The sequence below is a fragment of the Enterococcus sp. AMC1157 genome, assembly GCF_058216555.1.
Map to the genome: position 1 here is coordinate 1,868,984 of NZ_CM177099.1, position 14,696 is coordinate 1,883,679.

The 14,696-nt window shown below is 36.0% G+C and carries 15 protein-coding genes; 9 read left to right on the forward strand and 6 right to left on the reverse strand.

What is annotated here, in order from left to right:
- Positions 1-230 precede the first annotated feature (230 nt).
- Positions 231-1,853 (reverse strand): ABC-F family ATP-binding cassette domain-containing protein, encoded by a 1,623-nt coding sequence (locus tag AC4BBX_RS08880; protein WP_490453507.1) that lies wholly within the window; start codon positions 1,851-1,853, stop codon positions 231-233.
- A gap of 187 nt (positions 1,854-2,040) precedes the next feature.
- On the opposite strand from AC4BBX_RS08880, the gene AC4BBX_RS08885 reads away from it, so the two are divergent.
- The gene (locus AC4BBX_RS08885; protein WP_490453508.1) at positions 2,041-2,856 is read left to right on the forward strand and encodes a ZIP family metal transporter; all 816 of its coding nucleotides are present in this window, start codon (positions 2,041-2,043) and stop codon (positions 2,854-2,856) included.
- A gap of 203 nt (positions 2,857-3,059) precedes the next feature.
- On the forward strand, positions 3,060-3,797 hold the full coding sequence (locus tag AC4BBX_RS08890; RefSeq protein ID WP_490453509.1) for a DUF8817 family protein: 738 nt from the start codon (positions 3,060-3,062) through the stop codon (positions 3,795-3,797).
- Between the two features lie 33 nt (positions 3,798-3,830).
- Here AC4BBX_RS08890 and AC4BBX_RS08895 read toward each other — a convergent pair whose 3' ends face one another.
- Positions 3,831-4,193 (reverse strand): RidA family protein, encoded by a 363-nt coding sequence (locus AC4BBX_RS08895; protein ID WP_490453510.1) that lies wholly within the window; start codon positions 4,191-4,193, stop codon positions 3,831-3,833.
- A 105-nt stretch (positions 4,194-4,298) separates the two neighbouring features.
- On the opposite strand from AC4BBX_RS08895, the gene AC4BBX_RS08900 reads away from it, so the two are divergent.
- Entirely contained in the window at positions 4,299-5,003 is a 705-nt protein-coding gene (locus AC4BBX_RS08900; RefSeq protein ID WP_490453511.1) for a PASTA domain-containing protein, read from the forward strand.
- Positions 5,004-5,080: 77 nt separating this feature from the next.
- Here AC4BBX_RS08900 and AC4BBX_RS08905 read toward each other — a convergent pair whose 3' ends face one another.
- The 3 genes from AC4BBX_RS08905 to proB form a co-directional block, all read right to left on the reverse strand.
- Complete coding sequence (locus tag AC4BBX_RS08905) at positions 5,081-5,281, reverse strand: hypothetical protein (protein ID WP_490453512.1); 201 nt, start codon at positions 5,279-5,281, stop codon at positions 5,081-5,083.
- Positions 5,282-5,359: 78 nt separating this feature from the next.
- A complete protein-coding gene (locus tag AC4BBX_RS08910; RefSeq protein WP_490453513.1) occupies positions 5,360-6,604 on the reverse strand; it encodes a glutamate-5-semialdehyde dehydrogenase in 1,245 nt (414 codons plus the stop codon).
- 2 nt (positions 6,605-6,606) lie between these two features.
- Positions 6,607-7,407, reverse strand: a complete 801-nt coding sequence (proB, locus tag AC4BBX_RS08915) for a glutamate 5-kinase (protein WP_490453514.1) — start codon at positions 7,405-7,407, stop codon at positions 6,607-6,609.
- A gap of 312 nt (positions 7,408-7,719) precedes the next feature.
- On the opposite strand from proB, the gene AC4BBX_RS08920 reads away from it, so the two are divergent.
- From AC4BBX_RS08920 to AC4BBX_RS08930, 3 genes are all read left to right on the forward strand, one after another.
- Positions 7,720-8,223: a dCTP deaminase/dUTPase family protein gene (locus AC4BBX_RS08920; RefSeq protein ID WP_490453515.1), complete on the forward strand. Its 504-nt coding sequence runs from the start codon at positions 7,720-7,722 to the stop codon at positions 8,221-8,223.
- A gap of 20 nt (positions 8,224-8,243) precedes the next feature.
- The gene (gene radA / locus AC4BBX_RS08925) at positions 8,244-9,614 is read left to right on the forward strand and encodes a DNA repair protein RadA (protein ID WP_490453516.1); all 1,371 of its coding nucleotides are present in this window, start codon (positions 8,244-8,246) and stop codon (positions 9,612-9,614) included.
- A gap of 80 nt (positions 9,615-9,694) precedes the next feature.
- Positions 9,695-10,807 carry a PIN/TRAM domain-containing protein gene (locus AC4BBX_RS08930; RefSeq protein ID WP_490453517.1) on the forward strand — a complete coding sequence of 371 codons (1,113 nt, stop codon included), beginning with the start codon at positions 9,695-9,697 and terminating at the stop codon, positions 10,805-10,807.
- Between the two features lie 159 nt (positions 10,808-10,966).
- Here the strand turns inward: AC4BBX_RS08930 and AC4BBX_RS08935 are convergent, their stop codons facing one another.
- Positions 10,967-11,725, reverse strand: coding sequence for a DeoR/GlpR family DNA-binding transcription regulator (locus AC4BBX_RS08935; protein ID WP_490453518.1), 759 nt, complete (start codon positions 11,723-11,725; stop codon positions 10,967-10,969).
- Between the two features lie 179 nt (positions 11,726-11,904).
- Between AC4BBX_RS08935 and AC4BBX_RS08940 the strand changes: the two genes are divergently transcribed.
- From AC4BBX_RS08940 to AC4BBX_RS08950, 3 genes are read left to right on the forward strand one after another with little or no spacing between them, the layout of a single operon-like run.
- A complete protein-coding gene (locus AC4BBX_RS08940) occupies positions 11,905-12,966 on the forward strand; it encodes an ABC transporter ATP-binding protein (RefSeq protein WP_490453519.1) in 1,062 nt (353 codons plus the stop codon).
- The gene (locus AC4BBX_RS08945; protein ID WP_490453520.1) at positions 12,963-13,835 is read left to right on the forward strand and encodes a carbohydrate ABC transporter permease; all 873 of its coding nucleotides are present in this window, start codon (positions 12,963-12,965) and stop codon (positions 13,833-13,835) included. Before AC4BBX_RS08940 ends, AC4BBX_RS08945 begins: the two co-directional genes overlap by 4 nt.
- 18 nt (positions 13,836-13,853) lie before the next feature.
- Positions 13,854-14,690 carry a carbohydrate ABC transporter permease gene (locus AC4BBX_RS08950; RefSeq protein ID WP_490453521.1) on the forward strand — a complete coding sequence of 279 codons (837 nt, stop codon included), beginning with the start codon at positions 13,854-13,856 and terminating at the stop codon, positions 14,688-14,690.
- Positions 14,691-14,696 lie beyond the last annotated feature (6 nt).

Genomic DNA, 14,696 nt, shown 5'->3' on the forward strand with positions numbered 1-14,696 from the left:
TACAGTAAATATATTAAAAAATATTCCTCTTCTTTGTTTGAATGGGGGACTTCCGAACTTCCAGAAGATATCGCTTTTTATTTAAAAGAAGACCCGATACTAGCGGTAAGTGGTCATGAGAGTTTCTATTTTTTAAATAAAAAATATGAAAAATGGATTAAACCTTTCCAAACTTAGAATTCGTACTAACTGAAAAAACGTCTCGCCACTTATGGCAAGACGTTTCTTTCTTATGCATATAAAGCTGCGACACGTTTTTGTAAATCAGTATTTGCTAAGAAATCATCATAAGTTGTTTCTGCACGATCCACAACACCATTCGCTGATACCACAATGATGCGATTGGCTAATGTTTGAATAAACTGGTGGTCATGAGAAGCAAATAGTAATGAACCAGTGAAGGCCATTAAACCTTCATTCAATGCTGAGATTGACTCTAAGTCTAAGTGATTCGTTGGATCATCTAAAACCAAAACGTTGGCTTTTGAAAGCATGTTTTTAGATAACATACAGCGAACTTTTTCGCCCCCAGATAATACGTTGACTTTTTTCAATACTTCATCACCAGAGAATAACATTCTTCCTAAGAAACTACGTAAGAAAGTATTGTCATCTTCTTCTTTGTTGGCATATTGACGTAACCAGTCTAAAATAGTTAGCTCGTTATCAAATTCAGCACTTGGATCTTTTGGTAAATAAGAGTGGCTAGTTGTGACACCCCAACGAACATTTCCTGAATCAGGCGTGATTTCTCCCATAATTACTTTAAATAAAGTAGTGGTAGTAATATCATTATTTGCGATGAAAGCTACTTTATCATCTTTGTTTAAAGTGAATGAAACTTTGTCTAAAATCTTTTTACCATCAATAGTTACAGTCACATCTTCCACTTGTAACAAGTCATTTCCAATTTCACGTTCTGGTTTGAAACCAACAAATGGGTAACGACGAGAAGATGGTTGAATATCGTCTAAAGTAATTTTATCCAACATTTTTTTACGAGAAGTTGCTTGTTTTGATTTTGAAGCATTCGCAGAGAAACGTGCGATAAACTCTTGTAATTCTTTGATTTGGTCTTCTTTTTTCGCATTTGATTGTGATTGTAATTTAGCCGCTAATTGACTAGATTCTAACCAGAAATCATAGTTTCCGACATATAATTTAATTTTTCCGAAATCAAGGTCTGCCATGTGAGTACATACTTTATTCAAGAAATGACGGTCATGGGAAACAACGATAACGGTATTATCAAAGTTAATCAAAAATTCTTCTAACCAAGCAATCGATTGAATATCCAATCCGTTTGTCGGCTCGTCTAGTAATAGTACATCAGGTTTACCAAATAGGGCTTGAGCTAACAATACTTTGACTTTTTGTCCGGCAGTTAATTCACTCATTTGTAGTTGGTGCAAATCTTCTGTAATATTCAAACCTTGAAGTAAAACGGCTGCTTCAGGTTCTGCTTCCCAACCATCTAATTCGGCAAATTCGCCTTCTAATTCTGCGGCACGAATCCCGTCTTCATCACTGAAATCAGGTTTCATATAAATCGCATCTTTTTCTTTCATCACATCATAGAGACGTTTATGTCCCATGATGACTGTTTCAAGAACTGTATGATCTTCAAAATCAAAGTGATTTTGTTTTAAAACGGCCATACGTTCATCTGGTCCTAAGGTTACATTTCCGGTAGAAGGTTGAATTTCACCTGCTAATATTTTTAAAAAAGTTGATTTACCAGCACCATTTGCACCGATCAAACCATAGCAATTTCCAGGTGTAAACTTAATATTCACATCATCAAAAAGTTTGCGATCTGAAAAATGCAAACTAACATCACTTACTGTAATCAATTTTTTTCCTCACTTTTGTTTATACTTTATTGACCGAGGTCTCCTAGCATTATAGCGATGATAAGTGAAAGTTTCAAGATATTGAGATGAATTTCACGTTTTCTCTACCCTTTCCTTGATATTTCTTTTGGTACATCTTAAAATATAGACAATATTAGTTATTTTAAGTAAACGTGGAGGAATGAAAATGATTGATTGGCTTGTCTCTTTACAACCTTGGCAGCAAGCTTTAGTAGGTACGGGGTTTACCTATTTTATGACAGCTTTAGGTGCTGGTTTGGTTTTTTTCTTTAAAAGTATTAATCGCAATGTATTAAGTAGTATGTTAGGTTTTGCTTCAGGAGTAATGATTGCAGCGAGTTTTTGGTCCTTACTTGATCCAGCAATTGCACGAGCAACAGAAAGAGGAGATATTCCTTGGTTAGTTGTCAGTATAGGTTTTGCTTTTGGTGGTTTATTCTTGTATGCTGCCGATAAAATATTACCTCATATGCATTTTGGTCAAAAAGAAGCAGAAGGAATACCCAGTCATTTTAAACGTACAATCTTATTAGTATTCTCTATTACTTTGCACAATATTCCAGAGGGCTTAGCGGTTGGCGTGGCATTTGGTGCTGCGGCGAATTCAGATAATCCGCGAGTGGCTATTTTAGCAGCATTGTCCGTGGCAATCGGAATTGGGATTCAAAACTTCCCAGAAGGAGCCGCCGTTTCCATTCCTTTGCAACAAGAAGGTCTCAGCCGTAAACGAGCTTTTTTCCATGGACAAGCGTCAGGAATTGTGGAACCCATCGCCGGAGTCGTTGGTGCCGTATTAGTTGCCAGTATGGAAGCTATTTTACCTTATGCCTTGGCTTTTGCTGCCGGAGCGATGATTTATGTAGTGGTGGAAGAGTTAATTCCTGAAGCCCAACAATCGTCTACAGAGGGTACTCATTATGGAGTTTTTGGTACGATGTTAGGTTTTGTCATTATGATGATTTTGGATGTCGCTTTGGGATAATAATAGGAAAAATGAGAACTTGGACAATTTGCGAGTTCTTTTTTTTTTGCTAATAAATAAATAGGAGTTTCATCTAGCTGAAATTGAAGTTTTGAGTGAGAGACAAGCGATCTTTTTGTTTCACGTGAAACTTAGAGAACTTTTTATAGGAAAGTCTTCTGGAATTTTGATACGCTTGAGAAGCAAAAAAAGGAGGAGATTACATGAGCAGTTCCGTGATTCCATTGTACGATATCCCTTATCGAGAATTTGATGAGGTTCTGTTGTTTTATAGCGCATTAGGATTTGAAATGGTGTATTACCAAAAAGCACCCTATCGTTATGCTTCCATGAAAAAAACAGATTTAGTTGAGATTGGCTTTTTCGGAAACAAAGATTTTTCTGAGGCTCATCCTAATGGTTGTTTTATTGTGGTTGAAGATATTGATAGTGTCTATCAAGAATTAAAAAGTCAATTAAAAGAGTATTATGGAAAAATTCCAACGAAGGGTAAACCAAGATTTTCAAGATTGAATCGTACAGCAGAAGATGTGCGTGTTAATATCACCGATCCTTGTGGAAATACCCTAACCATTGGTCAACCACTGGGAGATTCACAAAAATTAATGGATGAAGAAGAAAAAAGAGTCAAAAATTTAAGCAGTCGTTTTGAAATAGCCTATGAACAAGCGTATCGTTATGCATATTCAAAAGAAGATTTTTCCACATCCAATAATTTAATTTCTGCTGCTTTGAATCGTTCACAAGAGCCTTTGACGGAAGCAATGATCTATAAAGCAAAAGTTTTACAGCTTGAATGTAGTTTAGCTTTGGATTTAGAAAGTAAAGTTAGCTTACTTGTTAAAGAGTTAAAAACTCTAGCGATACCAGAGGATTCAGAAGATTTTACAGAAATTATTGCGAGAAAAGATGAACTATTGAGGGAGATAGAAGAATTGTAACAAAAATCCGAACTTTCTCGTTCGGATTTTTTATTAACTATTTAGTTGAGAATTCCCTCTGCTAAAGCTAGCAGTTGCATCAATTTTAACTTTAAATTGAGCCTGAACTAATTCTTTTACTACAACTAAGTTCATTGCTGGTTTGCTTTCACCAAGTATCTCGGTGAAAGCCTCACGGACTTCCCCTAGGTAACTAGCATCAGTGATAAAAACATTCAATTTTACTGCGTTTGAAAAATCAAGAGACTCTTCAGTCAATACTTGCTGAATTTTTTTCAGGACAATCTTTGTTTGTTCCAAAATATTCTCAGGAATAAAGCCATTGTCTACAGGTGTTTGACCAGAAATAAATAAGAATGGACCGTTGACAATTACAGAGTTGGTATAAATTGGCATAATTTTTTTCCTCTTCTATGATATTCAATTATCGTAGCATACATTATTTTGTATTGAAAGCGCCTTTATTGCTATAATAATAGAAAGAACATTAGGAGGTATATCATGTCAAAAACAAATAAGCGAAAATTGACCCGCTTTCTGGGACCTGTGGGGAAAGTCATGGATATTCTCCCAGAGACTACCGAGGTAATTAATAAAACGATCGAAAAAGCTGCCCCGATTATAGATAAAGAATTAGAAAGTCGTCGAGAAAATCGGAAGCTCTACCGTGATATTCCCAAGGTGCTTGAATTGGACGTTAATCGTGGAAAAGAAATTTTAGAAGAAGTCGGATTTGTTACCGAGGTACTTTTGGCAAAACCTACTAAGAAGTATCAAGACAAACGTTCAGGAGAAATTGTTGGCTTATCTCTTAAAGGGAAAACTGCGAAACTAGGCACCTTAATCAAAGTATATTATGTCGATGAGCAAGTCATTGCGGATTCTCGAAAAAGAGCCTTACCTAACTTACTGGGAATGCAGGTAGAAGAGGCAAAGGAATTATTGTTGGCCGAAGATTTACAACCGATTTTAAAAGTGATTCCTCCTCATAAGAAGTATGCATTATTACAACCAGGAACGATAGTAGATGCTAATCCTAAGTTAGATTTGTTTCATAAGGTGGTTGCACCGGGGACACGAGTTCAACTATTTTATGTCAATGAACAAACAATTTTACAAAGCCAGCAATTGCTTGAGAAAAAAGAACCAGTCAAGAAGGAAAAAATGCCAAAAACCAAAAAGAAGATATTTAAACGAAAAAAATAGTCTTTCGCAAATTAAAAACACGATGCTAGTTGAGAGTTCTCATCCTAGCATCGTGTTTTTATAGTCAATTTGGTTATTTAGCGATAATCACGTTTGTTGTTGTTTCGATTCGTCAACCAACGAACAACGAAAATAGCAATCAGTAAAGGAATACCAAAACGGAATGCAACATAGAATAAACCACCTAATAAAGAAAAAGCGACTTTAAGCGCTAAACTAGCAACCACGATAAATCCAATAACGATAAAAATATTTTCTAAAGTAGAACGATTTTTCATTTTTTTGTCCTCCTGTATTTTTCTTATTCTTACTTTAACAAAAACAGAAGTTGAAAACATCCGACTTAAGATGGAATTTTACCCACGAATTTGTCCGTCACCATAAACAATATATTTGGTTGAAGTTAATTCAGGTAGGCCCATTGGTCCACGAGCGTGGAGTTTTTGAGTAGAGATTCCAATCTCAGCACCAAATCCAAAGACAAATCCATCGGTAAAACGAGTAGACGCATTAACATAGACTGCTGCCGCATCAACTTCTTTTAAGAATTTTTGTGAAGCAAAGTAGTTGTCGGTCACAATCGCTTCTGAATGTTTGGTATTGTAATGATTGATATGGGTAATGGCTTCTTCAATTGAATCAACAACTTTGACTGCTAAGATATAATCAAGAAATTCTGTGCCCCAGTCTTCTTCTGTGGCGGGTATGGCATTTGTTAAATGAGTCAATGCTCGTTCATCCCCACGCAATTCCACCTGTCCGGCTAAGGTATCCTCTAATTTTGGTAAGAAAAATTCAGCAACTTCTTGATGAACTAAGACCGTTTCGATTGAGTTACAAACAGAAGGACGTTGTACTTTGGCATTAATCGTAATATCTAAAGCCATTTGTAATTGAGCGTCCTTATCGACATAGACGTGATTATTTCCTGTACCCGTTTCAATAACAGGAACAGTTGCCGTTTCTTTTACTCGTTGGATTAAACCAGCGCCACCACGAGGAATCAGCACATCTAAATATTCTGTCAGACGCATCATTTCATTGGCGACAGCATGGGAAGTATCATCGATAAATTGAATCGCATAAGGAGAAAAATCATTAGCTGTTAAGGTATCTTGTAAAATTTTCACCAAAATTTGATTGGAATAGAAGGCCTCTTTACCCCCTCTTAAAATCACGGCATTTCCGGTTTTAAAACATAGACTCGCCGCATCGGTGGTAACATTTGGACGAGATTCATAAATAATCCCAATTACCCCTAAAGGTACACGTTGACGACCAATCATCAAGCCATCCGCATTTTTCCACATTTTTTCGACTTCACCAATTGGATCAGGTAATTGCACGACTTGGCGAATACCTTCTGCCATTTCCTTGATTCGGGAATCGGTCAAACGCAACCGATCTTTCATCGTTTCTTTGATGCCATAGTCATCGGCTTTGGCTAAATCTTGTTCATTGGCTGCCAGAATTTGTGGAATATTATTTTCTAAAGCTTCTGCCATTTTTTCCAACAATTGATTTTTAATTTCTGTGTCTAATAAACCTAATTGATAGGTACTTTCTTTTGCTTGTTTTCCTAATACGTGTAAATCCGTCATTGTCATTCCCCCTTAAAGAATGTGCCAATATCTGCGCCACTTAAAATATCAAAAATAACTTTTGGTCGTTTGCCATTAGCTAAAATCATGCCACTTTGATGATCCAATACACGTTGCGCGGCTTTTAGTTTGCTATACATACCACCTGTACCAAATTGACTGCCCTTACCACCTGCTCGTGAAAATAAATCATCGGTGAGTTCAGTGATTCGTGAATACAACTGAGCTTCTTTATTGGTACTTGGATTATCTGAGTAAAAACCATTAATATCCGATAACATAATCAGTAAATCTGCATTGGTTAATTGTAGCACAATGGCTGACAATTGGTCGTTATCACCAAATTTTGTCAGATGGTCTAATTCATCAACAGCCACCGTATCATTTTCATTAATAATTGGAATAATTCCCATTTTTAATAGCTGTTCTAGAGTATTTACTACATTTTGACGACTCTCTGGAAATTCAGTGACATCTCTCGTTAATAAAACCTGAGCAGTTTGTTGGCTATAGGTAGCAAAACGTTGTCCATAAATCGACATTAATTCTGCCTGACCCACCGCTGCGACTGCCTGTTGTTCTGGAATCGAAGAGGGGCGTTGATGAAAGTGCAATTTATTCATTCCGACGCCAATCGCTCCGGAAGAAACTAAAATTACTTCTTTCCCTTGATTTCGTAAATCAGTTAGCACAAAAGCTAATTCATCAATTCCCGCTAAATTAATATTGCCATTAGGATAAATTAAGGAACTCGTGCCTATTTTAATAACAATTCGTTGGGCATCCTGTAGTTGATTCCGCATAGTCCACCTCTATTTGATTTCTATATAGTGCCTCTATTGTACTAGCAAAAAGGTGTTTCGTCATGCAAATTATTTCAAAATTCGGAAAATGAAATAAAAATTGGGTGAAATGATTTATATGACAAAAATTTTAGCTGATTTTGTGGTGGAAATAACTCATCCAATCTTCAAAAATCATCTGGAGGTCGTTTTTTGTTACCGAAAAATTCATTTCTTTTTGTTATTTTTGAAATAGTTCAACAAAAAAAGTTGATTTTCAATTTTTTTGCATATTTATGTTAAAATAGTCTTAGTATTTATTGGAGGTTAACCATGGGAAAAAGAGGATTTGAACGGATTACAAAGTATCAAGATAAAGGGATCAATTTACCTATTCGAGCAACGCATCATGCGGCAGGATATGATTTTGAAGCAGCAGAAGATGTGGTAATTCCAAGCATTTGGAAACAATTTTTAGCGAGAAGAATTGGCGAAAACCAAGCAGTTGAAAAGAAAATCAAACCGGTTTTAGTACCAACTGGAATTAAAGCGTATATGGCTGAGGACGAATTTTTACAATTAGCCAATCGTTCTAGCAATCCATTAAAACGCTTTTTAGTTTTAACAAATGGTGTTGGTGTGATTGATAGTGATTATTATAACAATGATGCTAACGAAGGACATATCATGTTCCAATTTACCAATTTTGGTTTGCGTGATATGACGATTAAAAAAGGTGAACGGATTGGACAAGGAATTTTCTTACCTTTCTTAAAAGCCGATCAAGATGAAACAAGTGGTGAACGCACAGGTGGTTTTGGTTCATCAAACAAATAATAAATAAAGGAGGGTGATCCATGGCAAAAAAAGTAAAAACACAATTTGAATGTCAGCATTGCGGATACATCTCTCCTAGATATCTAGGAAAGTGTCCGCAGTGTAGTAGCTGGAATTCAATGGTGGAAGAGAAGATTCAAGATACCTCTGATCGCCGAGTACGCACTACTTTGACGGGACAAAAAATGCAGCCGACTAAATTAGCGGATGTTATCCCTAAAAAAGAACTGAGAGTAAAAACGGAGCTAGATGAACTAAATCGTGTATTGGGTGGCGGTGTTGTTCCGGGCTCAATGGTGTTATTAGGCGGGGATCCGGGAATTGGAAAGTCTACTTTACTCTTGCAAGTCTCACAACAATTAGCAGCAACTGGTGGCAAGGTCTTGTATGTTTCTGGTGAGGAAAGTGCCGAACAAATCAAAATGCGTGCCCAACGTTTAGGTGTGGTAGATAACGAATTTTATCTTTACGCAGAAACTGATATGCATGATATTAGTCGGGCGATTGAAAATTTAGAGCCGGATTATGTGATTATTGATTCGATTCAAACGATGACTCAACCAGATATTACAAGTGTAGCGGGTAGTGTCAGCCAAGTTCGTGAGACAACCGCAGAGTTATTAAAAATTGCCAAAACCAATGGGATTGCTATTTTTATTGTCGGACATGTAACCAAAGAGGGTTCTATTGCTGGTCCAAGAATGTTGGAGCATATGGTAGATACAGTTTTGTATTTTGAAGGGGAACAACATCAAAGTTTCCGTATTTTACGTGCAGTAAAAAATCGTTTTGGTTCAACCAATGAGATTGGTATTTTTGAAATGCGTGAAGGAGGACTTCATGAAGTAGCCAATCCTTCTCAAGTCTTTTTGGAAGAACGTCTGGCAGGAGCAACGGGTTCTGCAATTGTGGTGGCGATGGAAGGTAGTCGTCCGATCTTGGTCGAAATCCAAGCCTTAGTAACGCCAACAATGTTTGGAAATGCCAAACGAACCACGACTGGTTTAGATTTTAATCGAGTGTCATTGATTATGGCGGTACTAGAAAAACGGGCAGGCTTGCTTCTACAAAATCAAGATGCCTACTTAAAAGCGGCAGGTGGGGTAAAATTAAATGAACCCGCTATTGATTTAGCCATTGCTATTGGTATTGCTTCTAGTTACCGTGAAAAAGGAACAGATGCGACGGAATGTTTTATTGGTGAAATTGGTTTGACAGGTGAAATTCGTCGGGTAAATGCCATCGAACAACGAGTCAAAGAAGTGCAAAAATTAGGCTTTAAAAAAGTCTATTTACCAAAAAATAATTTAGTGAATTGGGAGCCACCTAAAGGAATCGAAGTTGTAGGCGTGGCAACCATTAACGAAGCGTTAAAACGAGTATTTGGTTAAGTTTTAGCAAACATCATAGATAAATAACATTAAGTATGAGAAAATACTCTCATACTTAATGGAGAAGTGGAGGACAGAGTATGCAGAATCGGATTATTACAGTGTTGATGGTTTTAGCTGGAGCAAGTATCGGTGTGTCTTTATTTCCGTTGCTATGGGAAGCCATTGGACAAAATGATATTTCTTGGCTGAATAATACAGTAACCAATAGTGTAATTGGTGCAATTATTTTTTATTTATTTTCTTTGCTGGTGGCGAAGTATATTTCAGCAGGTATCGAAAAAATTGAAAAAAAATTAAGTGAGTTTAGTTTAACCTATCTTTTATTTGGGGCGATTGGAACGATTATCGGCTTGATGATTGGTTTGATTGTGTCGATTCCTTTTTATAACTGGCAAATTCCTTTTGTAAATAGTATCGCACCGATTTTGATTATGTTTTTACTAGGTTATCTAGGTTTCCAAATTGGAACGACACGAATTGAAGAATGGAAAAAAGTTTTTTCTTCTAAAAAAAAGTCAGAACAAAATGAACAACAGTTGCTGGATCGAAAAGTGGAAGATCATTTCCATAAATACAAAATTTTAGATACTAGCGTGATTATTGATGGACGAATTTATGATATTGCTAAAACAGGTTTCTTAGAAGGAGTTATTTTGATTCCAAATTTTGTCCTGTATGAATTGCAATATATTGCTGATTCTGGTGATAGTTTAAAACGTGTTCGTGGTCGCCGTGGTTTAGATATTTTGAACTCTTTGCAAAAAGAGGAAGGAATTACGGTTGAAATGTATGATGGTGACTTTGAAGATATTTCTGAAGTTGATAGCAAACTTTTAAAATTAGCGAAGTTATTAGATGGTGTCGTTGTAACCAACGACTATAACTTAAATAAAGTGGCAGAATTTCAAAATGTACCTATCTTGAATATCAATGCTTTAGCAAACGCGGTCAAACCAGTCGTCATTCCTGGAGAAGCCATGGAAGTTCTCTTAGTGAAAGCCGGAACAGAGCGTCAACAAGGGGTTGCTTATCTCGATGATGGTACAATGGTCGTCGTAGAAGATGGGCAACATTACATGAATGAACGAATTAAAGTTATTGTAACTAGCGCCTTGCAAACAGCGGCTGGACGAATGATTTTTGCTAAACCTGCCCATTCCAGTCGAGGGATTGATAGTAAACAAGAGTGATAGTTGAAACTATTTAAAAATAGATGAATGGGTTTTAGTACCTGGAAATCACTATTAGTATTCGAAGCAAAACAACTAAATTTAGTTCGGATAGAGCCAAAACTCAACTTATATGATTAAGTTGAGTTTTTTTTCGTTGAAGAACATCTGCTGTCATGCTTAATAAAAAAACGGAATGTCCTTCATCCGGAAATAGTCAATGTATTCTTGTTGAACACCAGCATCCGTTATAATACCGGATATTTGGTTAAAAGGACAAATTTTAATTTTTGAATGCTGGCCAAATTTATGATGATCCGCCACGGCGTATATTTGATGAGCATTCGACAACATGGCTTTTTTTGCTTCATATTCCTGAAAGCCATAATCCATTAAGCCGTCATGGATAGAAATACCAGAAACACTCATGAAAAAGAGGTCGGTGTAGTAATTTGAAATAAAGTCAACGGCAGATACACCGCTAATAAATAATTCCTTGGTTAATAATCCCGGGGGTACAAGAACATTAAAATCAGAATTCAAAACAAGTTCTTGAGCAATTGTGAAACAATTGGTTAGGATCGTTAGTTGTTTAAAATGAAAGACCAACTCCTTGGCTATAGCTAAGTTTGTGGTACTAACGTCTAAGGCAATAAAGGCATTTTCAGTGATAAGAGGCATAGCTTTTTTGGCGAGCTCTTTTTTTTCTTTTCGATAGGATATTCGTCGTTGCATAAAATTCTCTTCTTCGATATTCGTCTGCTTGATTTTAGCGCCCCCATGCATTCGATCTAATCGGTAATGCACTTCTAGTTCTGTTAAATCACGACGGATAGTTTCCATAGAAACATTCAGTTGTTGACTCAATGTCTTAATTTTAATGTGTTTATTTTGATGAAGTTGTTCCATGATGAACGTTTGACGAGCGTCTTTATTCATGATTAATCTCCTTTCTATTAATTTGAGTTTATTATACCCAAAAATGTGAGTTTTTCAGTGGGATTGTGGCAATTTACAGTAAAAACACTGAAACTTTACAAGATGTTTTCGTAATCTACATCAAAACAAAGGTATTCATTTGATATTATCTTTTTGTAAAGAGGGGGAAGAAATCACTCATGGATATGATTGAACTGAAACATATAAAAAAAGACTATGATAATAAGCAAGGCGTGATAAAAGATTTTAACTTAACTATTTCAAAAAAAGAGTTTGTAGTATTTTTAGGGCCTTCTGGTTGTGGGAAATCAACTACCTTGAGAATGATTGCTGGATTAGAAGCAATTAGTTCAGGAGATCTGTTCATCGAGGGGGTCAGGCAAAATGATTTACCTGCTAAGGATCGGGACATCGCTGTTGTTTTTCAAAATTACGCTTTATATCCGCATATGACCGTTTTTCAAAATATTGGTTTTGGACTAAAAGTTAGAAATGTTCCTAAGAAAACGATAAAAGAAAAAGTGGAAGCTGCAGCAGAATTATTAAACTTAACGGATTATTTAAAGAGTTATCCTCGAGATTTATCTGGAGGCCAAATGCAGCGAGTGGCTTTAGGAAGAGCATTGGTTCGAGAAACAAATCTATTTTTAATGGATGAACCCTTATCTAACCTAGATGCCAAACTAAGAACGACCATGCGTGAGGAAATTGTTCAATTCCATCGTAGATTAAATGCAACGACAATTTACGTGACTCATGATCAGACAGAAGCAATGACTATGGGGGATAAAATTGTCATTATGAACCAAGGGGAAATACAACAAATAGGGTCGCCAAGTACGATTTATAAAGAGCCGGCGAATTTATTTGTGGCTAACTTTATTGGTTCACCATCGATGAACATTTTGCCATTAAGAAGGTCAGAAGGAAGCTATTTTCTAGAAGATTATATGGTTGAACTACCGAAAGGCATTGCCCAAAATCATGATATTGTTTTGGGAATCCGTTCGGAAGATGTAGAAGTAGTGAAAGATAAAGGGATTCGATTAAAGATTGATTATATTGAAGATGTCGGTTCTGATCAATTTTTACATGGACAATTAAATGGGGTGAAAATGATTGTTAGACAGGCCCCAGAAATTTCCTATGAAGTATCTCAAGAAATTTCACTTGCTTTCAAAAAGGGGAAAATTAGTTGGTTTGATACTGTTACTGGGAACAGATTGGTGGTTGAACAATGACCAATAAAGCAAGTTATCGTCAAATTCTTTTATTCATTTTGCTTCCAGGGATTCCTTTTCTCTTATTTTGGATTTTACCATTATTGTCTTCAGTCTGGTTAAGTTTTACAAATTGGGATTATATCAGTCCCAGCTTTGACTATGTAGGAATAGGAAATTATACCGATCTTCTGACAAGTAGTGAGTTTCAGCAAGCGTTAAAAAATACTTTGATCTTTGCGGTCGCTAGTTGTGTTCCTATTTTATTCTTTGGTTTTATCTTTGCGCTGATGATTAATCGTTTAAAGCAAACCTCAAAATTTTTACAAGGGTTGATGTTTGTGCCGTGGATTACGCCGATGATTGGGATGTCCATTGTTTGGTCATGGATGTTTAATCCGCAAGTAGGTCCAATTAACGCAGTGCTGGAAATGTTGGGATTGCCACAGCCAAACTGGCTAACAGATTCGAAGGTAGCCATTTGGGCGGTTATTATTGTAACGGTGTGGAAGAATATTGGATGGGCAATGCTCTTTTTTTCAGATGCTTTGTCTAAAATTCCTATGAGTTTATTTGATGTGGCAGATGTTGAAGGAACAAGCTGGTGGAAAAGAATACGATACATCATTATTCCAATGGTATCTCCTACAACATTGTTTTTATTAATTATTATCACGCTAGATTCCTTACAAGCATATGATCAAATCAATGTCCTGACACAAGGTGGTCCGTCTGGTAGTACGAGAACGTTACTTTACTATTATTATCAGTTGGCCTTCGAACAATTCAATATGGGAAGTGCCACCGCTTTAGCTGTTCTAATTTTAGTGTTATCTGCCATTCTATCATTTGTGTCAATTAGATTAACAAAGAAATACGTCTATTACTAATGCAAAGGAGAATAAGATGTGAAAGCGAAAAATCGTAACGAACGTATTGTATTGTTTGTTATTTTAATGATTGTCAGTTTGTTTATGATTTATCCCATGATTTGGATGTTATTTAATTCAATCAAACCAACGAATGAGGTATTAAGTGGGTCAATGAACTTATTGACAGCTAATCCTCAATGGGAAAATTATAGCAATGCGCTAAAATTGGCGCCTTTTTTCAAATATCTATGGAATAGTTTATTTACTTCCGTACTAATTGTATTATTTCAAATTTTCTTATCAAGTTTGCTTGCTTATGCTATAACCCAGTTAGAATTTAAAGGAAGACAGACTATTTTTGTCATCATTTTAGGTACTTATATGTTACCCAGTGCAGCAACGTATGTACCAAGTTATGTATTGCTATCAAAAATGGGACTGATGAATTCCTTGTCTGGCCTAATTGTTTCTAATTTAGCCAATGCCTTTATGGTATTTTTGCTTCGTCAAAGCTTTTTAAAAGTCCCACATGAAATTATTGAGGCTTCTCGCGCAGACGGAGCAAGTGAATGGCGTATTTTGTGGCAAATAGTTGTCCCGATGGCTAGAAATTCTTTATTAAATGCAGCTATCATTAGTTTCATCAGTAACTTTAATAGTTATTTATGGCCATCTTTGATTATTAATGATAAAAGTAAATATTTAATTTCTGTTGGCTTAAATAAATTTTCAAGTAGTCAAGGGGCATTTGGAGAAACTTTTCCTTTGATTATGGCGGCAACAGTTATTTCCGTTTTTCCATTAATTATTGTGTATTTTATTTTACAAAAATATTTTATCGGAGCTGTCCAATCATCTAGTGTGAAAGGATAAAAATTT

Excerpts from the sequence above, each read along its gene's own strand:
- AC4BBX_RS08930 (WP_490453517.1), top strand. The coding sequence starts at position 9,695 with ATGCAGAATCGGATTATTACAGTGTTGATGGTTTTAGCTGGAGCAAGT.
- AC4BBX_RS08910 (WP_490453513.1), bottom strand. The coding sequence starts at position 6,604 with ATGACGGATTTACACGTATTAGGAAAACAAGCAAAAGAAAGTACCTAT.
- AC4BBX_RS08885 (WP_490453508.1), top strand. The coding sequence starts at position 2,041 with ATGATTGATTGGCTTGTCTCTTTACAACCTTGGCAGCAAGCTTTAGTA.
- AC4BBX_RS08945 (WP_490453520.1), top strand. The coding sequence starts at position 12,963 with ATGACCAATAAAGCAAGTTATCGTCAAATTCTTTTATTCATTTTGCTT.
- AC4BBX_RS08920 (WP_490453515.1), top strand. The coding sequence starts at position 7,720 with ATGGGAAAAAGAGGATTTGAACGGATTACAAAGTATCAAGATAAAGGG.
- proB (WP_490453514.1), bottom strand. The coding sequence starts at position 7,407 with ATGCGGAATCAACTACAGGATGCCCAACGAATTGTTATTAAAATAGGC.
- AC4BBX_RS08935 (WP_490453518.1), bottom strand. The coding sequence starts at position 11,725 with ATGAATAAAGACGCTCGTCAAACGTTCATCATGGAACAACTTCATCAA.
- AC4BBX_RS08905 (WP_490453512.1), bottom strand. The coding sequence starts at position 5,281 with ATGAAAAATCGTTCTACTTTAGAAAATATTTTTATCGTTATTGGATTT.
- AC4BBX_RS08890 (WP_490453509.1), top strand. The coding sequence starts at position 3,060 with ATGAGCAGTTCCGTGATTCCATTGTACGATATCCCTTATCGAGAATTT.
- radA (WP_490453516.1), top strand. The coding sequence starts at position 8,244 with ATGGCAAAAAAAGTAAAAACACAATTTGAATGTCAGCATTGCGGATAC.
- AC4BBX_RS08895 (WP_490453510.1), bottom strand. The coding sequence starts at position 4,193 with ATGCCAATTTATACCAACTCTGTAATTGTCAACGGTCCATTCTTATTT.
- AC4BBX_RS08940 (WP_490453519.1), top strand. The coding sequence starts at position 11,905 with ATGGATATGATTGAACTGAAACATATAAAAAAAGACTATGATAATAAG.
- AC4BBX_RS08900 (WP_490453511.1), top strand. The coding sequence starts at position 4,299 with ATGTCAAAAACAAATAAGCGAAAATTGACCCGCTTTCTGGGACCTGTG.